Here is a 24,685-nt window from a genome sequence, read left to right on the forward strand (position 1 = left end):
AATGAGCATAACAATGATAATTATTATATTTAAAAAGCGATAAAGATATATGCAAGAAACGCTTGTATGTTGTATCCTCAAACCAATGAGGAAAAAAAGGAGTATGGTGAATGGTTTATGATTAGAAATGGAATTAGGAAAACATTTATTATTATTGTTATTTTAATATTAATTGGACAGGTCGCTCAATCTACCGAGGAATATAATTTAAGCGGCTATGTATCAAATATTAATGGCGATGTATTAGGTGGGGTGCAGGTAAATAATGGCTTTTATAAGAATACCACATCAACAAATGGATTTTATTTGATCACCGGTCTGCCGAATGGTACTTATAACTTCAGTTATTATAAAAAAGGATATTATATTAGTTATTTACCAGTTACAATCAGCGGTAAAGATAATACGACTGCTAACCTTAAATTGCAGGCGGAACCTGTGGCTAAGGATACCGTCGCACCGGTCATCACCCTACGAGGCCCGAATCCAGTATCTGTTGAAACAGGCTCCTCATATACCGATGCAGGTGCAACTGCATTGGATGATGTTGACGGTAATATTACCTCTTCCATAATAACTGTCAATCATGTTAAAACAGCAGTCGTTGGCACATATACTGTCACCTATAATGTAAAAGACTCAAACAACAATAATGCCGATCAGAAAACAAGAACGGTCAATGTGGTAGATACAAAAAAACCTGTCATCACCGTACTTGGCCCTAATCCAGCAACCGTTGAATCAGGCTCCTCATATACCGATGCAGGTGCAACTGCATCGGATAATGTTGATGGTAGTATCGCAGTTACAAAAACAGGTACTGTAAATACATCAAAAGTCGGAACATATACTATCACATACACAGCTACCGACTCCTCAAGCAATACTGCAACAGCATCAAGAACGGTAAATGTAAAGTATACGAATAAACCGCCTGTCCAGGCTCCAATCGGTCCTAAATCAGTTTCAGAGCAAAATATATTGAGTTTCACGGTATCAGCCACTGATCCGGAACATGATCCGATAACGTATAGTACAAACGCCAAAGGATATCTGAATCCTTCCACAGGCCAGTTCACCTGGACGCCCACATATGGGGATCAAGGTATTTACACATGGACTTTCACTTCTACGGATAGCTCTAAAGGGGCAGCAAGTGAAACGATAACGGTTACAGTGAATGATGTGCTATTGAATATAATATTTTCTGAACCTACTGCCAGTCCGACGACACAGATAGGTCAAGGAATGTGGTTTAGGATATCCCTTAATAGAGCAGCCAATGTAACCTGGTATATAGATGATTCTATTGTTAATAAAAGTTCAAATGTAGCAGAATCAGGCTACTATAACAAAACAATAGGTGTTGGGACACATACTGTTAAAGTAATTGCCTCTGATGGTTATGATTCAGTCTCAAGGACATGGGGCTGGGCTGTTGATGGTGGCACTGGAAAGATTCATAATAAAAATACAGGAATAAATTACAACACCATTCAGGCGGCAATAGATGATCCTTTAACTTTAGATGGGCATACGATATTGGTAGACCCTGTTACCTATAATGAGAATGTGATAGTGGGAAAAAGACTGACTATAAGATCGGAGCCTGCTGGTGCAGCCATAACATCAAATAAGAACGATACGATCTTTAAAGTAACAGTGCCCTATGTAAATATCAGTGGATTCTCAATATCGGGTGCTAAGGATACAGGTTCAAAAATCGCAGGGATATACCTTACTAATGCAGCACATCACAGCACTATTTCCAATAATGAAGTAACAACCAGCAACTACGGCATTTATCTGGATGCAAGCAGCAGCAACATCCTTGATCATAACAATATTTCGAATAATCAAGGGGTACCAAATGAATTTTGTTTCCTGGATACTTGCATACCTCTATATGGAACCTCTTCAGGCCATGGCATATATCTAACCAACTCGAACAATAACAAGATAATACACAATAAAGCTAATTCGAATTATATCGACGGTATCTATCTGACTAATTCCCACAATAATACCTTAACTGACAATAATGCAAACTCTAACACTGAAAATGGTATTTATCTGAACAATTCTAATAAAAACAATCTCACCAGCAACATAATGGATGGAAATAAATATAATTTCAAGCTGGATGCGAATTCTGATTCAGATCTTAATAACAAAATCGACACAAGCAATAAGGTGGACGGAAAACCAATCTATTACTTAAATGGAGCTATAAACACAATTTATGATTCGTCTAAAAATGTTGGAACTTTCTATTGTATAAACTGTGCAAATATAACCATTAAAGAGCAGGATTTGAAGAATAACGGTGTTGGAATATTATTATGGAATTCAAGTAATGCCAGAATATATAACAACAATCTAACTGGTAATCAGAAGCAGGCAATAGTAAACGGTGGAAATGGTAATGTCTTTAACCTCACATCAGAAACCGGAGGCAATTACTGGAGCGATTATACTGGCACAGATGCTAACAGTGACGGCATTGGCGATACACCATATGTAATAATTGCAGGGGTGCAGGATGCCTATCCTTATATCAAAGCGAATGGCTGGAAGCTTCCCAGGGAACTGTCGATTAAAATAAATGGTGGTGAAAGTTTAACTCTTGTTTCGAATGTAACTCTAAATTTATCTGCAAAAAATGCAAATGAGATGAGGTTCAAGAACGAAAGTGGCGACTGGACCGGCTGGGAACCCTTTAATTCCACGAAACTATGGACCCTATCCGGCGGCAGTGGCCTGAAAACCGTTTATTTTGAAGCCAATAATAGTGCGGGTACATCTGTCCCGGCAAAAGATGAGATTATGCTGGGAGGAAGTGGTGGCAACACTGGCAGTAGCGGCAGCAGTGGCAGCAGCGGCGGAAGCGGCGGGGGCGGTGGAGGAGGAGGTTCCGGTGAGAATTACTCCAATATCGAAGTAATTGAGAAATATGACCTGGCTATTTACAAGGATAAGCTCACATCATACATATTCAAAGACAATAGAAATCCAATAAGGTTTGTTAATATAACAGGTGATGTGAATGCAGGGGAAATTACCTCAATGATAGAAGTCCTGAGAGGCACTTCCACATTATTAGATGTCGCTGCGCCCGGGTTGGTTTATAAAAATGAAAATATCTGGATCGGCACAACCAGTTTCGCAGCCCGAAAGAGTATGAAGGATGCAGTCATAAGATTCCGGGTTGAGAACTCCTGGATGGCAGACAATAATATCCAGAGCGAGGATATTTCGATTTTTAAGTGGGGTGGAATATGGAACAAGCTGGAAACAAAAGAAGTTGGTGAAGATGACAGCTACCATTATTTCGAAGCAAAGACAGATTCCTTCTCCCATTTCGCAATAAGCGCACTTAAAGGTGGAGGAGGACCAGTAGGAGGCGGAATATTTCCGGTATCTGTGCCAAAGCAAACACCTGCTCAAGAAGTCAAAACCTATGTTCTGCCTTACAGAGGGACAACTGAAAAGGCACCCGGTGCAGAAGGATTTGAAGTTATTTTGACTGTAGCTGCATTTTCAATGCTATATGTATTATGGCACAGAAGAAGGTAATTTTAGAAAAATTTTATCACACGAAAGCAAATTATAAGCATTAATACAATATATCAGGAAGTGATGGGAACCCGGATAATACAGACTTCAAAATCTCTTAAAGAAATGACCATCGCTATCGGGATTACTGGCAGCATAGCCGCGGTCCGGTGTGTGGAGCTTGCGAGGGAACTACGAAGGCATGGCGCTGATGTCCATGCTGTAATGACTGATGCTGCCCGGAAGATCATACACCCTGAAGCAATGCGCTATGCTACAGATAATCCTGTTATAACAGAAATAACAGGAAATGTAGAGCATGTAAATTTTTGCGGCATGGGCGGAAGGGCATCTTTACTTTTGATCGCTCCATGCACAGCGAATACCATTGGAAAAATAGCACATGGGATCGATGATACAACTGTCACTACCTTTGCGACAACTGCTTTTGGTTCAGGTATCCCGATCATCATTGTTCCCGCCATGCATGAATCCATGTATGACCATCCCGTAGTCATTGAAAACATTGGAAAACTTACGGAACTCGGAGTTGAGTTTGTAAATCCCGTAACAGAGGAAGGTACTGCAAAAATTGCCAGTATTGAAGAAATAGTACTCAGGGTTGAAAGGGCTGCCGGAAAAAAGACGCTTTCAGGCAAGCGGATAATTATCACAGGAGGCGCAACAGCCGAGACCATCGACCCGATCCGGATATTGACGAACCGCGCCTCGGGGAAAACAGGTATCGAAATGGCACTTGAAGCATTCAGGAGAGGCGCTGATGTTACTCTTGTTCACAGGAATTGCCTTGGGATACAGGGGATCTGCGAGTTCTATGCAGAAAGCGCACAGGATATGATAGATGCTGTTATCGAAGAGCTTGGTAAAGGATATGATTTACTGATTAGTGCTGCTGCAATCTCTGATTTCACAGTAATTCCTTCAAAGGATAAAATAAAGTCCGAAAAAGAGTTCACCCTGGCATTGAGACCAGCGACTAAACTTATAAAGGAAGCGCGCTTTAAATTTCCGGATTTGAAAATAATAGGATTTAAAGCAGAAACAGGGATATCTGAAGAAGAGCTTATCAAGCGTGCCAGGAAGTCGATGGATTCATCAAATCTAAATATGGTTGTTGCAAACGATGTATCTTCCGGGGGTATGGGGACAGAAGAAAATAATGTTTATCTGATCGATGGCTCTGTCAAACCTGTCTCTGGTACGAAGCGCCAGATAGCAATAGAGATCATGGATAAGGTCGAAGAGATTATGAGGAATAAATGAAGATAATCACTATTGACCCATGCTTCACAAAAGGCGATGAGGACCTTTTCAGCGGCGAAGCTGAGCTTGGTGCTATAAAAATTACACCGCCTGCGATCGAAGAACTCAAAAAACAGTTTGACAGCGTGCAGGTTACACCTGGTAACGAGATGATAATACTTACAAATCCTCCGGTTGAAAAAATAATAATTTTCGATACGGGGCGTGTAATAATCAGGCGAATCGCAAGTAAAGATCTTGCGATAAGCAGATTTGGGCTGATTGAAAATTTACTTGTAAAATAGGAGATTCATTAATCCGAACGCAAGTACTCCAGCAAGAAGGGGAGAAACTACCCATGCGATCAATATTTTCTTAACGACATCACCTTTTACAACATGCATTCCGCTATTAGCGCATCCAATGCCGATTATCCCAGCGGCGACGATTTCACCTAATGAAACCGGTATCCCTCTTATGGATGCTATATGGACTATGAAAGCTGATGTGAATTCCACGAATGTAGCTCTTATTACGCACAGTTCAGTGATTTCTTTCCCAACTGTATCAAGCACCCTCCCTCCCATAAGTAATGCGCCAAAGCCAATTGCAAGACCTGCGAAAATCGCTCCTGGAATGGATCCTATGATCCCTGCTCCCACAAAAGGACCAACTGCATTTGCAGCATTATTGGCGCCTGCGGAATATGCAACATAACAGCCTGAAATAGTCAAAAGAATATTGAGGGATTTCCTTATTGAAGCATCGGACTGATGGTGGTCTGCCAGCCAGATAAGGATATGGGTATAAAGATATTTCCCCATTAAATAAGCGAGCACCCATGCCAGGATTGGAGTGATGATCCACCAGCTTACAATATAACCAATAAAAGCTACATTTATTTTTGAAGCTCCATAGAAGAACCCGATCCCGACAACAGACCCGACTGCTGCCTGGCTTGTAGATATCGGAACTCTTAGAATATTGGCAAGAAAAACAGTAATTCCGGATGCAGCTACTGCAATAATAGCGCCTTCCAGAACGATTGTTCCCGCCGGAAGAATCCCTGTCCCAAGTGACTTGATAACCTCACCCCCATCTATTACTGCACCAAGTACGGAAAATACGCCAATAAGTAATACAGCCTGGTATTTTGTCCTGACTTTTGCCCCGTATGCAGCACCCATTGATGCGGCAGCATTATTACCGCCGATATTAAGTCCCATGAAAAGAGAAACAGCAACTGCAATTATAAAAATAAATGAAAGATCCATAATATGTTTTTCAACTCAGGCTCAGTAAGGTAACATTATAATATAAAGTAATATTATCGGCAAAAATTGACACATCATTGTTATTCAACAATAATCCCTGCATATCCGACAACGGCCGAAAAATCCCCGGTTGCATCGCCGCTCGTACTGTAATTGAGTAATGTTGTTTTTTTTGCACCAAGTTCCTTTGAGGCCGTAAGCATTGCAGCAATCGGGCCATATCCGCAAACTGAGGCATTGCGTTCGTACAATTTCCGGTAAAAACCGGGAATATCCATTTCAAGAATTGAACTTATGAAATAAGTATCGTCCCAGCGCGCAACCTTATCCGGTTTATAATGGGAGAAATCACTTGATGCTATTATCACGATTTTTTTATTCACCTTGCGTACAGCTTCGGCAAGTTCCATCCCTACATCAAGAGCTGTTTCTTCATCCTGCATCCCCATACATATAGGAACTATTTTGAAATTACTGAACCTGTGCTGCAAGAAAGGAAGCTGTACTTCTATTGAATGCTCGTACTTATGAGCAGCTTCGTCAGTATCGATGATCCTTCTGGGCAATGCCTTTATGAATTCCATATCTGAATCAATTTCACCCATAGGTGTGCTCCATTTTTCACTTGATACAGATACAGGGGAGCCATATCCTGTATGATTTGGCCCTAACAGGACAAAAGTGTCAGCCTCTGGCAGCGTTGAATATACATAAGCTGCGGTTTTTCCCGAATAGATATAACCCGCGTGAGGAACAACGGCTCCTAAAACCTGTTTCTTACCAGAGGGTACACCTTCAAAGCATCGGCTGATCTCCAGTTCCAGGTCGTTTTTATTACGCGGGTAAAATTGCCCCGAAACTGCCGGAGCCCTCATATTCTCATCCTTTTAAAGCTCTGCTTCGAAATCCGCTACTGTATGGGTTATAGTGTCTCCTCTTTCCTCAAGGGTCTTTTTTGCAAGGAGCCAGTATATCAGAGCGAGCGCTTTCCTCCCTTTATTGTTTGTTGGAATTACAAGGTCAACATTACCTAATGAATTGTTGGTATCGCAAAGGCCAATCACAGGTATACCGATATTGACTGCTTCGTTTACTGCCTGCATATCCCCTGCTGGATCTGTTACCACAAGAATATCTGGTTCTATGAACTTATGTAGTTTTGGGTTTGTCATTGTACCCGGGATAAACCTTCCTATTTCTGCTCTTGCGCCTATTACCTTTGCGAACATTTCCGAAGGATAATAACCATATTGTCTTGCAGATACGACCAGGATCTTTTGCGGGTCATATTTTGCAAGCAATTTTGCTGCAAGTCTTATTCTCTGGTCGGTTGCCTGTATATCCAGCACATATAAGCCATCAGTCCTGACGCGATATACAAAGCGCATCATTTCTTTTGTTTTTTGCTGGGTACCAATATGTATCCCAGCAGTCAGATATTCGTCCTGCGGAATGATCGATTCATAACCAGTATCCTGTTTTACATCCTGTTTTATATCAATAATATCTTCCATTTAAACACACACCTTATGAAGCCATTTTTAATTCTTTTTCTTTTACTGTTCTTTTCACTGTTATCGGGATTACTCCCTGTTCCAATTCTGCCAGAGCCAAATCTATAGGCTCACCTTTATCAATATCTATCAAAACCGGTGCCCCAAGGGAGATCTGAAGCGCCCTTGCACCGATAAGTCTTGCACGCTCATATCGAGTCAGCTTTATTTCTATCACTAAATCACCTCAAAAATAACCTTAGTACCTTAAAGTTCAATGAATTCAATTGTTATGCATATTTTTCCCGGAGTCCCTCCGGGAGTGGTTCATGTTCTTTTCAATAGCCGTGTCCTGAGAAATGGGGTTGCTGAGATTTGAACTCAGGTCACAGCGTCCCGAACGCTATAGGATGGACCAGGCTACCCTACAACCCCTCCTTACTGGTACGGTGCCAGGAGGTCCACTAACTCTACATGGGTCAGCAGCATTCGCCTGCAGCAGTATCGTTCAATTCCAAGATCAGTGAGGACTTTACCTGCGTCCTCGGTCTGAATTCGTTTCTTGTATTCATCCCAGACACCTGAGACGACTTTACCGCATGAAAAGCATCGTACCGGTATCATGTTTCACCTGTATGATTTCTGTCTCCTCTTTCTGGCTCCGCGACCGCCGAATTTCTTTGGTAGTTTGTAACGGGTGTCGTTCACAAGCAGACTCCTGTCATACGTTGCCATCGCATCTCTTAGTGCGGTGTCATTTGTCCATTCCACAAGTCCTCTTGCGATAGCTGTACGAACAGCACCTGCCTGGCCAAATATGCCGCCGCCATGGACATTTACATCAATATCGACGGTGGAGATGACATTATTTGCAAAATCAAGAGGCTCTGACATTTTGAAACGGATCAATTCCGGTTCGAGTATTTCTATGGGTTTCTTGTTTACTCTTACACGCCCCTTTCCTTCCCTTATGGTTGCCCGGGCGATTGCGGTTTTCCTTTTTCCTGATGAATTAACGATTTTCATATATAACACCTAAAATTTTGATCCTAATCTCTTGCTCAAGTCACCAAGCACAGTATAATTACTGGTGGATAGACGTGTAATACTTGCATCATCTATGGTGATCGCCTGTTCTTTACTCAGTTCAGCCGGAACGCCGACAAAGACCTTTAATAAGTTATAAGCATCTCTTCCTGAGGTTTTTGTATGCGGGATCATACCCCTGATCGTTCTTGCCACAATCTGGTCCGGCCTTCTTGGAAAACGAGGGCCGAATTCCCGTGAACCGCGGGCTACATAAGCATGGTATCGGTCGAATGTGGCATCTTTCCTGCCTGAGATGATCGCTTTTTCAGCGTTTATGATATTGATCTGTTCACCATTTAATATTCGCTGTGCTACCGTACTTGCCATTCTTCCCAGAATAAGATTATTTGCATCTATTACTGTCATGTTATCACCCGATTATTCTTACCCTGGAGCCTTCCGGGTTTTTGTTCATCAGTTCCTCTATTGAGAGGCATGAGCCACCGGCTTCGATAATTTTGCTCCTTGCGCCTTCACTGAAACTTACAGCTGCAACAGTTAATTGATGATTCAATTCTCCGGCACCCAGGACCTTGCCAGGTACGAGTATCAGGTCTTTTTCTTTTGTGTACCTGTTTATCCTGCTGAGATTGACTTCAGTAGCTTCTCTTGTGGGGCGTTCAAGCCTTATCGCAATGTCACGCCATAGTGGAACCTGTTTGTTCCTGGATTGTTCTTTCAGACCTGAAATAAGGTCTAACAATCTTCCATTTGTCTTGTAATTATTTTTCATTCTTTTCCTCCGTAAGACCATTTAAGATCCGACTCATGCAAACCTTTCAGGCTTTACTGCATTCGAATTGTTTCAATTCATACGCCGCAGGCCAAAGCCTGCTACGGTTAATGTTGAACCAATAGCATTTGGTTCAGGTTGCCTTAATTCATTTTTAAATACATAAACCTACCTATCCCAAGACTTAATATAACTAAAACCAATAATGCGAGTGAAGGTGACTGAATGGATGAATTTCTGGATAAGCTAAAACAAACCAGGATTGAATTCCTTAGCAGGATGCGGATGCTTCTCATCCTTGATCTGATCGCTTTATTCAGCATTCTCTATGCAATTTTTATTATTATAAATCTTGAATATCTTATAAACAAATTCTTACCTGTTACATCTATTCTGATCAAATTCATCCCTCCTGTTCTGGCAATTATATTTGCTGTCTTTTCATCATTTTTATTGCATAGAAAAGATAATAAATTAAACATTATTAGAATTATTGAAAATAAGTATCCTGACCTGAATGAAAAACTCAGGACAGCCTACGATAACCGCGGTGAGAGCAATATAATAGTGGATTCATTAAAAACTATAGTTTCAGAATCCATGAAGGTTGTTTCACCTTCAAATCTTCTGGCTAAAAGCAGGATTATCTCAAAGGTCATTATAACGATCATTTTTATTGCAGGCATGGTTTTTATTTCAAATAACCCGGAAGAGTATCAGATACCGGAAAACACGCTTTCAAATATTACAAAAACATTTACGGGAGAAGAAAATATTACCGGCCTGACCGACATCACCGGACGCCCTGAGAATAGTGAAGCCATCGGGAGAAACGGGTCAGGGGATATTTTCGGAAAGCCAAAGATCGCATCCATTGAAGGGAAGAATATCGACCTGACATTATATTCCGGGGTGGATACGGGCTTTGATGTGGGGGATACGAGCCAGACAAGTAACCAGTTCATCAAATCAGCGGCATTCCCTGTCGATATCCTTGGTTCCAATGTTTCTGATGGCGGTTACAGTATGCTTATGCAAAAAACAGAAACAGAGAAGCAACTTATTAATAAATATGCAGTCGAAAGGAGTAAAATATGAAAGAGGTTAAAAATGAGTAATGAGACGTACGCAAGCTCGCCACGGATTTTCAAGGAGCTTCTTGATGAGATAGGGAAAGTTGTTGTTGGCCAGCATGAGGCGGTTGAACACATGATGATAGCGATCCTGTGCAACAGCCATGCTCTTGTCGAAAGCAACCCTGGCCTGGCCAAGACACTTACGATCAGCACAATTTCAAAAGCGCTTGACCTTAAGTTCAACAGGATACAGTGCACGCCTGACCTTATGCCATCGGATATCACAGGCACGTATATTATTGAGGATATCGCAGGGAAGAAACAGTACAGGTTTGAACCAGGCCCAGTGTTTGCCAATATCGTTCTTGCTGATGAGATAAACAGGGCATCGCCAAAGACCCAGAGCGCCCTGCTTGAAGCAATGCAGGAAAAACAGGTAACAGTAGGTAATAAGACCTATCCTCTGGATAAGCCGTTCTTTATTCTTGCCACCCAGAACCCCATCGAGATGGAAGGTACATATCCACTCCCTGAAGCGCAGCTTGACCGGTTCCTCCTTAAGATCCTAATGGACTATCCAACGTTTGAGGATGAGAACGAGATCGTTAACAGATACACTAAAAATATTGTTCCCTCCGTAAAGAGCGTAGTCTCAAAAGCAGAAGTCCTTGAACTCCAGAAACTCACGCGTGATGTTCCCATAGCAGAAGATATCAAGGTCAGGGCGATTAAGATCGTTGGCGCTACAAGGGGAAAGAGTGAGCATATTGAATATGGGGCATCGCCAAGGGCTTCTATCGGTATAATACTTGCAGCAAAAGCGCGCTCACTTATGAAAGGCAGGAATTATGTAAGCAAGGAAGATATCGATGTAATGGCATATCCGGTGCTTCGCCACCGCATCATATTGACATTTGAGTCAGAACGCAAGGGGATGACAACTGATCAGGTCATTTCGGATATTCTGAAAAATGTGAAATAGATGTGCATATTGAGACGGTTAAGCGTAAAAACAATTAGTATGGAAGATAACTTATGCTAAACGTAGCTAATGAACTTTTGTTTAACCCGATGTTAAAGTATTCGGAAATAGGGTGGGATGATAATGAGGCTTTAATAGAGGCATTCAGTGATAGAGTTAAAGGATTTTATTTAGAGCCAGCCCAAAAATTGAACGATTGTGAAAAATATGCATTTGCGACAGGCGTATTATGCGTATCAACCATCGACTTACTTGCCTGTATAACAATATCTTGTAATTCAAGGACGGTTGGGACGAGGTTTAAACAATGGGTAAAAGAACACATAACGGCGTTCGATAATTCGAATCCTAATAGTGAAATACTTGCTGATAAATTTTATAATGAGTTTCGCAATGGACTTGTGCACGAAGGACGAACCAAAAATGTTGGGCAATTTTCGTACGACTACAAAAAAGAATTAGTCCATATAGTGAAGGAAATGTATTTATTTAACTGGGATAAAATTCCTGGAAACGATAATGAGAAACTTTTAAATTTTATATACAAGTTTTATGGAATTAATTGTGAGAGGACGCCTACGATTGAAAAAATAGAAAGTGGTAATACTATAAGGGTTTCTACAGAAAATAACCGTATTTCGATAAAACATGACAATGGAAACAATAAGGCAATCCTAACAATCAATGAGCTATTTACTGAAACACTCAGCATAAAGGCCGAAAGCGGTAATTTAAACATCTACAAAATAATGATTTTAGTTAATCCAAACTTTCTTCTAAAAGAAGTAAACATTGCCTTTGAGAGATATATAAGGAAGGTTAAAAGTGATAATTCTGAATTTTCTAAACTTAAAAAATATTTGGAAAGATTTAAAGGAGAAATCGAATATGCGAATAGCTGTTAAGGCTAAAAAATATAATAAGCCGCAGATAAACGCAGATGAACGCAGATTTATTTATCGGTTACATTTGCGCTTAATTGATTATATTACATTGCAAAAGGCGAAAAGCATAGCAGCGATGTTTTTTGAGACCTTTCTGGCCAGGTCAGGAAAAATTCCAAAATCACAATATAGAACACGGATGACGCGAATCGGATGGATTTTCACGGATCTGTGCGCATTCGCGTCATCCGTGCAATCCGTGTTCCATCTCAATCCATCTGCGTTTATCTGCGTTCATCTGCGGTTAATACTTTTAATACAAGAAAAAATATTTATATTTTTCTATAAGTTAAAGAATAAAGCTGATATTATTATTAATCATAAAAGTGGAATAAATGATAGACACCTCATTCTTTAAAGAACTTGACCGCTTCTCATTCATGGTGCGTAAACGCGTATCCACTGCATACAGTGGAAGCAGGCGCTCTATACTCAAAGGCAGGGGAATGGAGCCTGTAAGCTACCGTGAATACACGCAGGGAGACGATTTCAAGACCATAGACTGGAAAGTTTACGGGCGAACTGAAAAACTTTATGTAAAGGAATTCGAGGAAGAAAAAAGCTTAACCACACATATACTGCTTGATACCAGCAAGAGTATGGATTTTCGCAATAAATTCGAATATGCAGCGATGATGGCGCTTGGATTTGCATATCTTGTAACCAAGGATAATGAGAAATTCGCGGTTGCAACGTTTGCTGAAGAGATAAATATCACAAAACCCAAACGGGGCAGAAAATATCTTTCACTTACAATTGATCTTCTTAACAGCATCCAGCTTCTTGGAAAAACACGTTTTGATTATTGCATGGAAAAATATGCAAGCGTTATAAGATCAAGGTCACTCGTCTTTATAATTTCTGATTTTATGACGGATATAGAAGCTATCAAGAATTCCATATTCAGGCTCGGTGATAATGAACTTGTGCTTATACAGGTGCTTGACCCTCTTGAGAGAAGTCTTGACCTTGGCGGAGAAGCAAAATTGATCGACCTTGAGACAGATGCAAAAATGGATATATACACAAGCCCCAGGCTTCGTGCCGAGTACCAGCAGAGATTAAATGACCATATTGCAAAGATCAGGGAAACCTGTATAACGGTAGGGGCTGATTTTCATATTGTGACTGCTGATAAGCCGATCTTCGATTCAATATTTGAAGTTGTGAACTCCAGGGAAGCGGGGAAAATATAGAGGGATGTAATGGCATTTTTAGATTCATTCTACGCAAATCCGATGCAATTTGCCAACGAAACCGGACTGTACGCTCTTTTATCAATTATTCCGCTTATTATAATTTATCTTCTCAGGCCAAGAGCAAAAAAAATAAAGATCCCTTCTGTCATGTTCCTCCTTGACATTGAAAAGAAAAAACGCCTCAATATTTTCAGGAAATTCCTGAAAGATCCGCTCTTTCTTATCCAGCTCCTTGCACTTATTATAATGTCACTTTCAGTTGCCGCCCCTTTCATTATGGCGACAGAAGAAGCAGGCGGAGGTTCAACCGTCATTGTCCTTGATGGCTCAGGAAGTATGCAGGCAGACGGAAAATTCACAAAAGCAGTGGCTGAAGCAAATAAATTCTTAAGCGCCAAAAATACCATCTTTCTTGCCCAGAGTGTTCCCTTAATGGTAATGAAAGAAGCTCCTGCAAGCAGTGCTACGGATGCTCTGTCAAAACTCAAGGCAAAAGCCACAGGCGTTGACCTGTCAAGTGCTATCCTCCAGGGGCGAAGGATGCTTCCTGAGGGCGGAAGGATCGTTGTAATATCGGATTTCATAAACTGGGACGGTGACAGTCCCGCAATAGCAAAGAAAGTCGCAGAAGCAAGCGGCATCAGGGTTGATTTTATCACCGTAAGCGGAAGGACTGATAATATAGGTATCGTTAATGGCTGGTTTGAATCGGGAGGGGATTACAAAGTAGTTATTAAGAACTTCAATAACGATGCACGGGATGTAAATATCGATGTTACGATAAATGATAAGAACGCAGTTAAGGATACGATCAATGTCAAAGGCATGTCAAGCGAATATTTCAGCATCAGCGACATCTCCCTTAATCCGGGAATTACGAAGATATCAATAGATTCCAATGACGCTCTTCCTGTTGACAACAACGCCTTCGTTTATATACCGCCATCAATGCAGCGTGATGTCCTTTATATTACGGATAATCCAAAATCGCCCTCTATTGTTGCTCTCGGTCTTATTCCCAATACAAAAGTCACAAAAGCAGGCCCGGAAAGCATACCTTCAATGTCGGGTAACATCGTTGTAGTAAGCGCCCCCCTCCCCCAGGATGCGGTTAAAAAACTTGAAGAGTACGTCAGCAGCGGAGGGACGGCTGTAATAATTGCATCTCCGGGTCTTACGAATATGTCTCTCCTGCCAGTTGAACCGGGAGCACCCGGGAATAAGACATCGCTGAATATCGTCCGCCGGACAACCATAACAGATGGTATTGATATTGAGAAAACAGACGTCAGCAGATATTTCAAGGCACGTCTGAAAGAAAATGCAGTAGGTCTTGTTGAAAGCGGGGATAAAGAAAAATCAGCTATTCTTGCATACTGGAGATTCGGGAAAGGAACAGTTATCTATTCCGGCCTTGCCGATCCCCGGGGAAATAATATTTATGATCCGCTTAATGAACAGGTCTGGAATGACCTGCATACACTTCCCGATTATCCGCTTTTCTGGAAACAAATGCTTGAATGGATAAAGGGAAGCCTTGATGTGACTGAATATAATGCAATAACGGGGATGTTAATAAAATTCCCGGCATCTGTAAAAGTGGATACACCCACAGATAAGGTGACAACAGATACGTTGCTGCTTGATGAGGTCGGTATTTATGACATACCTGGAAAGAGCGTGGCTGTGAACATGTATAATGAACGGGAATCAAACCTTATCAGCAGCGGGCTTGCTGCCGAGGAATCAAATGTTTCAACTTCACAACATATCGCTTACTCACCTGAAACTATCCGAAAACAAAAGGATCTTGATATTTATTTCATAATGGCTGCCATGTTCCTTATACTTCTTGAATTGTATTACCTGCGCTGGAGAGGTGAATTGTAATGGCTTTCACGATACCCCAGTTTGAGAACCCTTATATCCTTTTACTTATCAGCCCCCTGATCCTTGCAGGGTTGTATTATATACGCAAAGGTGTTTCGAAGTGGATCATATTTTCACGCGTCATCATCCTGAGCCTTTTGGTTATTGCCCTTGCCTCGCCTTATTCGTTAGGCATAACTACGGTGCGTGACGATACACCAAGAATAACTGTGATTTCGGATAATACATTCAGCATGGACCTTTTCAATAAAGATGCCGGGAAAAAGATATTTGATGCGCTACAGCCCAGGACACCCACGAAATTCAGGGAATTCGCAGGTATCAAATCACCAATAGGCGATGAGGTGATAGGAGCCTCAGAAAACAATAATCTATTACTTGTAACAGATGGGAACGCCAATTACGGAAAAGACCTTTTCGATGCCATCTCACTTGTTTCCCAGGCAGGGACAAAAGTGTTTGCTGTGAAACAAAAACCAATCCATAATGATGCAAGTGTCGAGATTGTAAGCGCCAAGAATATCATTATCGGGAATGAAAATGTGTTTAATGTTGTTGTAAGGCAGGCAGGAACCTATATCGTTTACAGGCTTGATGTGGAGATAGATGGAAAATCAGTAATGAGCGAAACATTTTCGCAGACTGAACGGGAAAAAGTAATTCCTGTCACAGGTGCATTTAAAAATCTTGGTTCGCACAAAATGAAAGCAACCATTACGCCCAGCGGGGAAGACAGGTTCCAGTTAAACAATGTATTCTATAAATCCATATTCGTTGTGCCAAAACCAAAGTTACTTGCAGTAACGGGCGATACGGGATCGCCTCTTTATACAATTACGAATAGCCTATATGATGTTACTACCGTGAGCTCCCTGCCACCGGATCTTTCACCATATAAAACCGTGATAGTAGATAATAAGGGAGCGAATGAGTTACCTGCCGAAAACTTGCGGAATTATGTGGGAAATGGCGGCGGGCTTGTGGTTGTTGGCGGAGAATTATCATATGATCGTGGGGCTTACAATAATTCGCCGGTTGAAGCGATACTACCTATAATATCAAGGGCCGGGGAATTCAAAGGCGGAAGAAATGTTATTATCTTAATTGATTCATCGGGAAGCACTGGAATAGGGTCACCTTCGCCCATCAGTCTTATCGATGCTAATGCCATAAGCATCATCCGGGGCATTGGACAGGACAGTCGTGTCGGTGTGGTGGCATTCAGCGGTATAACAAAACAGACTAATATATTATCGATGAGTTCAGAAGCGAATAAAGCAGAACTTGAGAGTTTCGTAAGTGAGATAGGACCCGGAACAAGGGGAGGGGAGAACCCTACCGACCTTGATAAAGGACTCCGCGCTTCTGACGAATTATTGAATTCGGTGACCGGTACAAAAGAGATAATAGTCATATCTGATGGATTAATAGATCCTAAAGGTCTTACCCAGACCAAAAATACAGTATTAGATTTAGTAGCTAAAGAAACAAAAATACAATTCATTCAAATTCTCTTACCCACAAATGCAAAGATACCTAACGATAACTATGATATACTGGCAAAAGCAGCCAGCACTGATGTAATACTTTTGTATCCCGATGAACGGGCAAGCACCTTAATAGGGGAAGGCCCGTCCTCCACTCCGGCACCTGCCCAAACTCCCTCCGTAACTTACGAATATCCCCTCACGATAGTAGACGCCAACCATTTCATAACAAAATACATCAATATTTCAGCCTCGATAACAGGATATAACGACGTAATTCCAAAACTGGGCACAGACCGCCTCGTAGCAACCTCGCGCGGGAAGCCTATCCTTACAACGTGGGGCTTTGGTCTTGGCCGGGTTGTTTCCTTCACAACAGATAACGGTAATCCATCCGGTGACCCATCCAGACCCTGGGCAAGCGAGATTTATAGCGGCGAGAACTCGCGCCTTATTTCATCAATGATAAACTGGGCGATCGGGGACCCGCGCCCGAAAGAAGGAGATGTGATTCAGGCAGAGGATATCTGGGCCGGAACAGCAGGCAGGGTCATTGTCACATCAAACAAGCAACCTCCGGTCGTGCAACTTGACGGCGCGCCTCTTGATCTTTCAAGGACAGGGCCTACCACATACGAAACAACGATCAATCTTGAGACAGGGGATTTCCATGATATTTCAGGATATGGGATTGCTGTGAATTATCCCCTGGAATACAGGGAGATCGGGTTCAATGATAAACTGAATGACGTCATTGCATCAAACGGCGGACGTGTGTATAATGAAGATGAGGTCCAGGGGCTTATGTTCCTGGATATCAAGGAAAAAGCTGTGCGGACTGTGAATGAGCCAAAGAGTGAAAAAAAACCATATCTTCTTGCTGCGCTTGTGTTATTCCTGGCAGAAGTTGTGATCAGGAGGCTGAAAGATTACAGGAAAGACAGGCCTGTGATAGAGGAGAATCCACCGAGAGTGGCGTCTGTGGCTGAAGAAGTTGTGCAATAGGATTATTCTTTGTAAAATTTCGAATCAACGATTGCACCTGCAATATCTTATTACCCATAAAGTAATGCATAAATACTATTAAATCACTATATAATTATATGGCTGAAACAACATTGACACTTAAATTCAGAGGGATAGAAGCATCTCTGCTTAACCAGATGGTTGACATCGGTTTGTTCAATACAAAATCCGAAGCCATACGTGCTGCTCTGATCAAATATGCTATGGATCTAAACCTTCTTGACCGAAAAGCGATCTGGCGTGAGATACAGGCACATAAAAAGAGAAATATCAGTCCGGAACAGCTGGCGGCTGACATAAAGAGCATCCGGGATGAAATATAGGGTTTTTTTAGATACTAATGTTTTCATCTATGCCTATGAGTTTCAGGAATCAAACTCGGCAGAAATTATAGAACTCCTGAACGATGAGAAAATAGAAGCAGTGATATCGGAGCGGGTGTTGAAAGAAGTATATAATTACTTCAGAAAATTTCACAACAAAAACCTTGCAGATACCTTTAGAAGATATCTTATTGAAACCTGCACAATGATACTTGCAAGAGATGTTAAGGATTCTATGGACCTCTATCGAGGACAAATAAAGGAAAAAGACCTTGAGCAGTTGGCTGTAGTGAAAAAATATGGAATCAAATATCTGATAGCTCTTGATCGAGATTTTAACAAATTTGAAGAATATAGAACACCACATGAGTTCATAGGGCTGATTTGCGAACAAGGGAAAGAAAGTGAGTTTTGAGAGATTTTTTAAAAAATTTATATGAAGGTTTAATATGTTTTCATCGGATAGCTATCGCAGGTGTTGTGAATGAGGCTATTGCTATCGAAGTTATTGGTCGTTATCTCCTGATAGTCTTCAAGTGGCCGTTATCTCCTGATGACCTTGAGATTTTCTTCCCCTGTCAAATCTCGAATCCATAATCACCTATTTTTACTCCCAGAATATCCATAAAATCTTTAATTTTAAATTTAGAAAGATATGCAGAGAATATCTCATATAAATATGCTGCATCCTCAATATCCTTATCGCTTCCCAGATATAGTTTAAAAGCAATTTGAAGTTCAATTGGTGATATATTGATACCATACCTGTCCAATTGAGCTACCTTATGTTCCTTCAGGGAAATCCTATCAAGCTGGCTCTTGATGAACTTGATCTCTATGTTCGGGATAACATTATCTTTTACAGCGTATTGAAACATATCCGCTGACAACGACATAATCCATGTATTTTTTCAGGATATTAATAAAATCTACTACAAAGATATCTAATTTTGAGACAACTTTGTTTTTTAAATATATATTTTCCCCTTTAATTTCAATATCCATATTAATAGAACAAATTATTTTACACTATATTAAATATATAGTCTGGCTCATAATGAATGAAGTTTTACTTAGAAGGGTTTTTATTTCTCTAAACTATCAAGTATACTCTAATCCGGAAAATTCAAAGGTGATATTCATTGTTTATTGACCACATCCATGCAAGGGAAATCTTAGATTCACGGGGAAATCCCACGGTAGAGGTTGACGTTTTTACAGAAAGCGGATTCGGGCGCGCAAGCGTTCCTTCCGGCGCATCGACAGGAACGAACGAAGCTCTTGAATTAAGGGATAAGGATAAGCGTTATCTTGGAAAAGGCGTCACGAAAGCTGTAAGCAACGTAAATACAGAGATCCAGGAAGCACTTCTGGGAATGGATGTGCGCGACCAGCGCGAAATCGACGCAATAATGCTTGAACTTGACGGGACAGAGAATAAATCAAAGCTTGGCGCCAATGCCATTCTTGGAGTTTCGCTTTCCGTGGCTCACGCAGCAGCGGATTCACTGGGAATATCACTATACCGCTATCTTGGCGGGACAAATGCATTCACGCTTCCTGTTCCTACGATGAACGTCATAAACGGGGGCAAACATGCAGGAAACGAGCTTGCCATACAGGAATTCATGCTCCAGCCAGGCGGCGCAAAGACTTTTTCCGAAGCCCTTCGCATGGGGGCTGAGACATACCATACTCTCGGCACAATACTTGTAAAAAAATACGGGAATTCTGCGGTCAATGTGGGCTATGAAGGCGGTTATGCCCCGCCGCTTAAGAATACTACTGATGCACTTGATGCGCTGACTGATGCAATTGAGGAAGCAGGATATAATAAAAAAGTAACAATCGGTCTTGATTCTGCTGCAACTGAGTTCTATAAGGATGGCAAATACAAAGTAGATGGCAGGAAATTATCGAGCGGGGAATTGGTGGATTTCTATTCTGGCCTTGTTAAAACATACCCTATCCTCTCAATCGAAGACCCCTTTGAGGAAGAATCATTCGAAGATTTTGCTGAACTGACAAAAAAATTAAAAGATACGATAATCATAGGCGACGACCTTTTCGTGACAAATGTGAAGCGGCTTGAACAGGGAATAAAAATGAATGCTGGAAATGCGCTGCTCCTTAAGGTGAACCAGATCGGCACGCTCTCCGAGGCATTTGACGCGGCGCGGCTTGCCCAGAAGAACAAGTTCAAGGTCGTTGTGAGCCACAGGTCAGCAGAGACCGAAGATACGACTATTGCTGATATTTCAGTTGCCATCGGCGCCGAGTTAATAAAGACAGGGGCGCCAGCAAGGAGCGAGAGGAACGCGAAGTATAACCAGCTGCTCAGGATAGAAGAGGAATTGGGGAAGGCGGGGCGGTTTGTGGGGATATGATTTTAAAAAAATAGGCGAAATATCTTAATATTTGAAACCCTGTCTATATAAAAGGAAGTAACGAATGGAAAAATTACATCTGCCAATAATAATTGAAATAGACGAGGATGGTTATTACATAGTAAGTTGCCCTGTATTCAAAGGTTGCCATTCCTACGGTGATACTGTAGACGAGGCAATGGAGAATATAAAAGAAGTCATAGAGATGTGCCTCGAAGAGAATAAAGTCGAAGAGTTGAATAAATTTGTAGGGTTTAGAGAATTGGAAGTTGCTCAGAATGCCTAAACTTCCTGTAATCAAAAGCAAAGAACTTATAAAGTTCTTAGAATATTTAGACTTTAAAGTTACCAGGACTAAAGGTTCTCATTCAAGATTGATTTCAGAAGATGAAAGGGCGACAAGTGTTCCTGTGCATGGAAATAAGGATATCCCTAAAGGGCTTCTGCGTAAGATAATACGAGAATATCTGGAAATGAGTTTAGAGGATTTTACTGAACAGTATTCAAAATTCAGGGGAACCAAATAAAAACTGTTTTTAAGGAAATCCAGCGCCTAGCAAGAAAAGCAAAAGCCAAAAAAACAGATAAGATGTCTAAACCATGAGTATCCTCCTTGTTCCTATATTCTATTACGGTCGAATGAATTATACAGATCGCTCGATTACAGTCGAATGTTTCTCTTTATTTCGATATGTTACCCATACCAACAATCGCTGATATTTCAGTTGCTATCGGCGCCGAGCTTATCAAGACAGGAGCGCCTGCAAGGAGTGAGCTATTCTAGTATTTACTTTCAGAACATTATTTAAATAGAATTTCATATTCATGTTTCGAGTTCTGCAATTCTTTTTTGTATTTAGTGTTAAATTTAGGACTATTATTATATTATGTAACTAAAAATATTACAAAAAGTTTAATATGATAGAATAACTGTGGATTAGATATGTCTGATATAAATGTGTGGTATAAGTGGTTTGGACTAAATAAAAATCCTTTTAACACAGCTCCTATAACCAAAAATCAAATTGAATTTTTTTATAAGACATCCGAGATCGCAAAAAAAATAGATCCTTTACTTTCAGAGCTTTCTACCAACGTACCAACTATAAAGTTAATTATTGGTCCAAGAGGTTTGGGGAAAACATCAATTTTCCATTATATCGGATGGAAAGCAGATGAAATACCCAACTTAATACCTATTTATATAGATGCAGCTTATGAAAGTACCAAAATAGAGAATCCTTCAATACTTATAGCTCAATCCATACTTACTAACTTTTTAGAAGAACTTTTTAATTATTTGTTTTTGCATAATTTTGAAATTTGGAATAAATACAAATCTAGTATTGATATTTATATGAATAATATAGGATTTGTCATGGATCACAGTGGTGTTCTTAAAAATCCCTCAAGTACTCCATTAGAAGCCCATTTTGTTAATCTTAGGCGTATAACAGAAAATATGTTAAGGATATGTCAAAATAACGACATTAGATTTTTATTGTTAATCGATAATATAGATAAAGGTAACTTAGAACCCGCTTTAATTTTCTTTAGAGAATCGATAGCTCAATCTCTTTTTGAAGATTTTAATACCATTTTTAAGTCTACTGTTTATATATCTGGGAAAAATGAATTACGAAATGAGATGTTAAGTAGCAAGTATTCTGCAGAGTACAGTTATTTACAGGACGTAATAATTTTAAACAAATTGACTCCGATTGAATCCTATAAAATAATTGAACAAAGAATTACAACTTCTTGCAGCACACCCACAAAAATACCATTCGAGCCAGAAGTCATTCATGAAATTTGGATAAAAAATCAAGGAATAACACGAGATATTATAATCGATGTAAAAAATTTATTAGAGAAAGCATTCAAATTTAAAGTTCCATTTGTAACATTAGCATTATATAAATCAAGGAAATTCAATGCAAAAGAAAATTCGGATATACTCTCTAGACTTTTAGAAGAGGATATACCCAGTCGTAAAGGTTCTGAAGCTCTAATGGGATTATATACATACCTTAATTGCAATGCCAATAAGTTCAAGATAGCTATTAATTTGTTATTAAATGTATATAATAAAAAACAATTATCTAAAGAAAATGAAATATATTTGAGTGAATTGGTAGAAAGAAAATTTTTAATATTTGAGGCAAAAAATAAATATTTTCTAATTAGAGAAGATATAACACACTTATTCAATAAATTAATTGAAAACGGAATGGAATTATCCGAATTTATGGATTGGTTTATAAGTGACCATTTAGAAGTAATACCAATCGAAATTGATAAAATTTTGCCTGAAGATAAATTATCCGAGCTAAGAGAGCAAAGCAAAAAGCATAATTGGGGTAAAGTCATAATTAGTAAACCAGATAACTATTATTCTTTAACTGATGCTGTACTGAAAAATAAAGTGGATAAATTTTTTGAATCTGCTTTAAAAAGTTACTTACGTCTTAGTAGTGATGATTGGGATGAGATAGATAATTCAATAATTTTTGATGAAATGTGGAGTATTATATTTAATGTATGTAAGGCAATTACATATCTGCTGGCTTCTTACCTTGATGATGATATTAAATATGGTATTGGTGATCGAAACAACGATTGGAATAATATATATTATTTTATTATACAAAAAGGTCAAAATGAATTCTTTTATTTAGAGAATTGGCATTTTATCAAAAAATTATATGGTCTTAGAAAAAAAGTCCTTGTTGAGAAATCTTACGTGCCTTCCAGAGAAGAATTAATGGAATGGTATTCTAATATAGACAAAACTATTGATGAACTTTATAACTTCTGGGTTAATATTTTATCGAAGGTATCTCAAGCTGAATATAAAGAGATGGTTGAGAAAGTAATTAATAAACAAAGTTTGTGTAGCGATGATGGACAGAAAGAAGAATCGCAAATCATCGAAACTAAATTTAGTATTCCAAGAGAAAATGGGACTGAAATTATAATTCAACCAGTCCATATCTCAGAAACTAAAAATGAGGTTGTTAGGGTTGCTGTAGTTCAATTATGTTACGAATTAACAAAATCGTTCCCACCGACTATTAAAAACAAAGACATTATAAGATCAAAAGTTTTTTCAGGGATTGACATAGCTCAAAAGCATGCCACAAATATCGTCTGCTTACCCGAACTTAGTTTATGTGAGGAATGGATAAAAGAAATTGAAGATAGATATCAAGATATGATCATTATAGGCGGTAGTTTTTATAAGGATAGTAAAAACGTTTGTACTGTGATAATTAAAAGTGGTATAGATATACCGTTGCAATCTAAACTCACACCATCAGCATTTGAAGACTCGGATATCATGGGAACAAGAATGATTTCAGGAGATAAGATATACAAATATGAAACCCAGTTTGGTAAATTTGTAGTACTTATCTGTAGGGACTTTGAAAATTTTGTACATTATTTTAGGGGTAAAGATGTTGATTTTATATTCTGTCCAGCTTTTAACTCTGCAAATGACAGATTTCATAAAGAAGCTGATAATCATATTACAAAAACTCCCTCTTACATTTTGATTGCAAACACTGGCCTTTATGGAGGGAGCTCTATTTTCGGGCAGCTAAATAAAGACTATTTTGATACTCTAGTTAAAGGAGGTTGTAAAGACGATGGGGATTTGTCAAACAAACTATGTGAAGCTAAAAAGGAAAAGGATGAAGTAATAATTGCAGATTTTAATCTAATTCACAAAGGTATTCAAGTGCCAACACCATCAGATTCTTCTAAAGAAGTCAAAAGTATTAAGAATATTAAAAAGATACTCATAACTTGAATTATGAATTAACCATAACTTGTATTAAAAATATATTGCATCTTAATATAAATCCCACATTCCGCATACCCCCTAACACAAATACATTTTTTCATAATTTGAGCCCATAAGTGCCAATATCTTCCTGTGAATTTCTCTGAGATTCATCAT

At 39.7% G+C, this 24,685-nt stretch carries 24 protein-coding genes and 1 tRNA gene; 15 read left to right on the forward strand and 10 right to left on the reverse strand.

All coding sequences use genetic code 11. The annotated features are described in order from the left end of the window. The first annotated feature begins 66 nt into the window (after positions 1–66). The 3 genes from FIB07_12215 to FIB07_12225 all read left to right on the forward strand — a co-directional run bounded on the left by FIB07_12215 (position 67) and on the right by FIB07_12225 (position 5,123). A complete protein-coding gene (locus FIB07_12215; GenBank protein NJD53620.1) occupies positions 67–3,576 on the forward strand; it encodes a PGF-pre-PGF domain-containing protein in 3,510 nt (1,169 codons plus the stop codon). Positions 3,577–3,639: 63 nt separating this feature from the next. Continuing rightward, a complete protein-coding gene (gene coaBC / locus FIB07_12220) occupies positions 3,640–4,839 on the forward strand; it encodes a bifunctional phosphopantothenoylcysteine decarboxylase/phosphopantothenate--cysteine ligase CoaBC (protein NJD53621.1) in 1,200 nt (399 codons plus the stop codon). Next, on the forward strand, positions 4,836–5,123 hold the full coding sequence (locus tag FIB07_12225) for a hypothetical protein (GenBank protein ID NJD53622.1): 288 nt from the start codon (positions 4,836–4,838) through the stop codon (positions 5,121–5,123). The genes coaBC and FIB07_12225 overlap by 4 nt, the downstream gene beginning before the upstream one ends. Here FIB07_12225 and FIB07_12230 read toward each other — a convergent pair. The 9 genes from FIB07_12230 to FIB07_12270 all read right to left on the reverse strand — a co-directional run bounded on the left by FIB07_12230 (position 5,109) and on the right by FIB07_12270 (position 9,407). Continuing rightward, the gene (locus tag FIB07_12230; protein NJD53623.1) at positions 5,109–6,092 is read right to left on the reverse strand and encodes an inorganic phosphate transporter; all 984 of its coding nucleotides are present in this window, start codon (positions 6,090–6,092) and stop codon (positions 5,109–5,111) included. The genes FIB07_12225 and FIB07_12230 overlap by 15 nt on opposite strands. An 80-nt stretch (positions 6,093–6,172) precedes the next feature. Further along, positions 6,173–6,967 (reverse strand): MEMO1 family protein, encoded by a 795-nt coding sequence (locus tag FIB07_12235; GenBank protein NJD53624.1) that lies wholly within the window; start codon positions 6,965–6,967, stop codon positions 6,173–6,175. Between the two features lie 12 nt (positions 6,968–6,979). Then, positions 6,980–7,606, reverse strand: coding sequence for a 30S ribosomal protein S2 (locus tag FIB07_12240; protein NJD53625.1), 627 nt, complete (start codon positions 7,604–7,606; stop codon positions 6,980–6,982). A 13-nt stretch (positions 7,607–7,619) separates the two neighbouring features. Next, positions 7,620–7,820 (reverse strand): DNA-directed RNA polymerase subunit K, encoded by a 201-nt coding sequence (locus FIB07_12245; protein NJD53626.1) that lies wholly within the window; start codon positions 7,818–7,820, stop codon positions 7,620–7,622. A gap of 125 nt (positions 7,821–7,945) precedes the next feature. Then, positions 7,946–8,020: transfer RNA gene (locus tag FIB07_12250), tRNA-Pro, on the reverse strand. A 3-nt stretch (positions 8,021–8,023) separates the two neighbouring features. After that, entirely contained in the window at positions 8,024–8,209 is a 186-nt protein-coding gene (locus FIB07_12255) for a DNA-directed RNA polymerase subunit N (protein NJD53627.1), read from the reverse strand. A gap of 3 nt (positions 8,210–8,212) precedes the next feature. Beyond that, complete coding sequence (locus FIB07_12260) at positions 8,213–8,611, reverse strand: 30S ribosomal protein S9 (GenBank protein NJD53628.1); 399 nt, start codon at positions 8,609–8,611, stop codon at positions 8,213–8,215. A 9-nt stretch (positions 8,612–8,620) separates the two neighbouring features. Next, on the reverse strand, positions 8,621–9,040 hold the full coding sequence (locus FIB07_12265; protein ID NJD53629.1) for a 50S ribosomal protein L13: 420 nt from the start codon (positions 9,038–9,040) through the stop codon (positions 8,621–8,623). Between the two features lie 4 nt (positions 9,041–9,044). Further along, positions 9,045–9,407, reverse strand: a complete 363-nt coding sequence (locus FIB07_12270) for a 50S ribosomal protein L18e (GenBank protein ID NJD53630.1) — start codon at positions 9,405–9,407, stop codon at positions 9,045–9,047. A 225-nt stretch (positions 9,408–9,632) separates the two neighbouring features. Between FIB07_12270 and FIB07_12275 the strand changes: the two genes are divergently transcribed. From FIB07_12275 to FIB07_12310, 8 genes are all read left to right on the forward strand, one after another. Further along, positions 9,633–10,505: a hypothetical protein gene (locus FIB07_12275; GenBank protein NJD53631.1), complete on the forward strand. Its 873-nt coding sequence runs from the start codon at positions 9,633–9,635 to the stop codon at positions 10,503–10,505. Positions 10,506–10,517: 12 nt separating this feature from the next. Next, positions 10,518–11,465, forward strand: a complete 948-nt coding sequence (locus FIB07_12280) for a MoxR family ATPase (GenBank protein NJD53632.1) — start codon at positions 10,518–10,520, stop codon at positions 11,463–11,465. A 53-nt stretch (positions 11,466–11,518) separates the two neighbouring features. After that, positions 11,519–12,370, forward strand: a complete 852-nt coding sequence (locus tag FIB07_12285; GenBank protein ID NJD53633.1) for a hypothetical protein — start codon at positions 11,519–11,521, stop codon at positions 12,368–12,370. 374 nt (positions 12,371–12,744) lie between these two features. Then, positions 12,745–13,605, forward strand: a complete 861-nt coding sequence (locus tag FIB07_12290) for a DUF58 domain-containing protein (GenBank protein NJD53634.1) — start codon at positions 12,745–12,747, stop codon at positions 13,603–13,605. Positions 13,606–13,614: 9 nt separating this feature from the next. Continuing rightward, positions 13,615–15,498, forward strand: coding sequence for a hypothetical protein (locus FIB07_12295; GenBank protein NJD53635.1), 1,884 nt, complete (start codon positions 13,615–13,617; stop codon positions 15,496–15,498). After that, positions 15,498–17,990 (forward strand): VWA domain-containing protein, encoded by a 2,493-nt coding sequence (locus FIB07_12300; protein ID NJD53636.1) that lies wholly within the window; start codon positions 15,498–15,500, stop codon positions 17,988–17,990. Before FIB07_12295 ends, FIB07_12300 begins: the two co-directional genes overlap by 1 nt. Before the next feature lie 98 nt (positions 17,991–18,088). Further along, positions 18,089–18,334: a hypothetical protein gene (locus FIB07_12305; protein ID NJD53637.1), complete on the forward strand. Its 246-nt coding sequence runs from the start codon at positions 18,089–18,091 to the stop codon at positions 18,332–18,334. Beyond that, positions 18,324–18,749, forward strand: coding sequence for a putative toxin-antitoxin system toxin component, PIN family (locus FIB07_12310; protein ID NJD53638.1), 426 nt, complete (start codon positions 18,324–18,326; stop codon positions 18,747–18,749). Before FIB07_12305 ends, FIB07_12310 begins: the two co-directional genes overlap by 11 nt. A 163-nt stretch (positions 18,750–18,912) precedes the next feature. On the opposite strand, the gene FIB07_12315 is transcribed toward FIB07_12310, so the two are convergent. Further along, complete coding sequence (locus FIB07_12315; protein ID NJD53639.1) at positions 18,913–19,230, reverse strand: hypothetical protein; 318 nt, start codon at positions 19,228–19,230, stop codon at positions 18,913–18,915. 246 nt (positions 19,231–19,476) lie between these two features. On the opposite strand from FIB07_12315, the gene FIB07_12320 reads away from it, so the two are divergent. From FIB07_12320 to FIB07_12335, 4 genes are all read left to right on the forward strand, one after another. Further along, positions 19,477–20,721, forward strand: a complete 1,245-nt coding sequence (locus FIB07_12320) for a phosphopyruvate hydratase (GenBank protein NJD53640.1) — start codon at positions 19,477–19,479, stop codon at positions 20,719–20,721. Positions 20,722–20,785: 64 nt separating this feature from the next. Then, positions 20,786–21,007: a type II toxin-antitoxin system HicB family antitoxin gene (locus FIB07_12325; GenBank protein NJD53641.1), complete on the forward strand. Its 222-nt coding sequence runs from the start codon at positions 20,786–20,788 to the stop codon at positions 21,005–21,007. Beyond that, the gene (locus FIB07_12330; protein ID NJD53642.1) at positions 21,000–21,248 is read left to right on the forward strand and encodes an addiction module toxin, HicA family; all 249 of its coding nucleotides are present in this window, start codon (positions 21,000–21,002) and stop codon (positions 21,246–21,248) included. The genes FIB07_12325 and FIB07_12330 overlap by 8 nt, the downstream gene beginning before the upstream one ends. Positions 21,249–21,664: 416 nt before the next feature. Next, a complete protein-coding gene (locus FIB07_12335) occupies positions 21,665–24,535 on the forward strand; it encodes a hypothetical protein (protein NJD53643.1) in 2,871 nt (956 codons plus the stop codon). The last annotated feature ends 150 nt before the right edge of the window (positions 24,536–24,685 follow it).

It is taken from the genome of Candidatus Methanoperedens sp., from assembly GCA_012026795.1.
Classification (GTDB): Archaea; Halobacteriota; Methanosarcinia; order Methanosarcinales; family Methanoperedenaceae; genus Methanoperedens.

Coding starts and splice junctions, on each gene's coding strand:
- FIB07_12215 (NJD53620.1), top strand. CDS start 67: ATGTTGTATCCTCAAACCAATGAGGAAAAAAAGGAGTATGGTGAATGG.
- FIB07_12295 (NJD53635.1), top strand. CDS start 13,615: ATGGCATTTTTAGATTCATTCTACGCAAATCCGATGCAATTTGCCAAC.
- coaBC (NJD53621.1), top strand. CDS start 3,640: ATGGGAACCCGGATAATACAGACTTCAAAATCTCTTAAAGAAATGACC.
- FIB07_12280 (NJD53632.1), top strand. CDS start 10,518: ATGAGTAATGAGACGTACGCAAGCTCGCCACGGATTTTCAAGGAGCTT.
- FIB07_12325 (NJD53641.1), top strand. CDS start 20,786: ATGGAAAAATTACATCTGCCAATAATAATTGAAATAGACGAGGATGGT.
- FIB07_12225 (NJD53622.1), top strand. CDS start 4,836: ATGAAGATAATCACTATTGACCCATGCTTCACAAAAGGCGATGAGGAC.
- FIB07_12305 (NJD53637.1), top strand. CDS start 18,089: ATGGCTGAAACAACATTGACACTTAAATTCAGAGGGATAGAAGCATCT.
- FIB07_12300 (NJD53636.1), top strand. CDS start 15,498: ATGGCTTTCACGATACCCCAGTTTGAGAACCCTTATATCCTTTTACTT.
- FIB07_12285 (NJD53633.1), top strand. CDS start 11,519: ATGCTAAACGTAGCTAATGAACTTTTGTTTAACCCGATGTTAAAGTAT.
- FIB07_12315 (NJD53639.1), bottom strand. CDS start 19,230: ATGTCGTTGTCAGCGGATATGTTTCAATACGCTGTAAAAGATAATGTT.
- FIB07_12330 (NJD53642.1), top strand. CDS start 21,000: ATGCCTAAACTTCCTGTAATCAAAAGCAAAGAACTTATAAAGTTCTTA.
- FIB07_12310 (NJD53638.1), top strand. CDS start 18,324: ATGAAATATAGGGTTTTTTTAGATACTAATGTTTTCATCTATGCCTAT.
- FIB07_12335 (NJD53643.1), top strand. CDS start 21,665: ATGTCTGATATAAATGTGTGGTATAAGTGGTTTGGACTAAATAAAAAT.
- FIB07_12260 (NJD53628.1), bottom strand. CDS start 8,611: ATGAAAATCGTTAATTCATCAGGAAAAAGGAAAACCGCAATCGCCCGG.
- FIB07_12240 (NJD53625.1), bottom strand. CDS start 7,606: ATGGAAGATATTATTGATATAAAACAGGATGTAAAACAGGATACTGGT.
- FIB07_12275 (NJD53631.1), top strand. CDS start 9,633: ATGGATGAATTTCTGGATAAGCTAAAACAAACCAGGATTGAATTCCTT.
- FIB07_12265 (NJD53629.1), bottom strand. CDS start 9,040: ATGACAGTAATAGATGCAAATAATCTTATTCTGGGAAGAATGGCAAGT.
- FIB07_12235 (NJD53624.1), bottom strand. CDS start 6,967: ATGAGGGCTCCGGCAGTTTCGGGGCAATTTTACCCGCGTAATAAAAAC.
- FIB07_12270 (NJD53630.1), bottom strand. CDS start 9,407: ATGAAAAATAATTACAAGACAAATGGAAGATTGTTAGACCTTATTTCA.
- FIB07_12230 (NJD53623.1), bottom strand. CDS start 6,092: ATGGATCTTTCATTTATTTTTATAATTGCAGTTGCTGTTTCTCTTTTC.
- FIB07_12290 (NJD53634.1), top strand. CDS start 12,745: ATGATAGACACCTCATTCTTTAAAGAACTTGACCGCTTCTCATTCATG.
- FIB07_12255 (NJD53627.1), bottom strand. CDS start 8,209: ATGATACCGGTACGATGCTTTTCATGCGGTAAAGTCGTCTCAGGTGTC.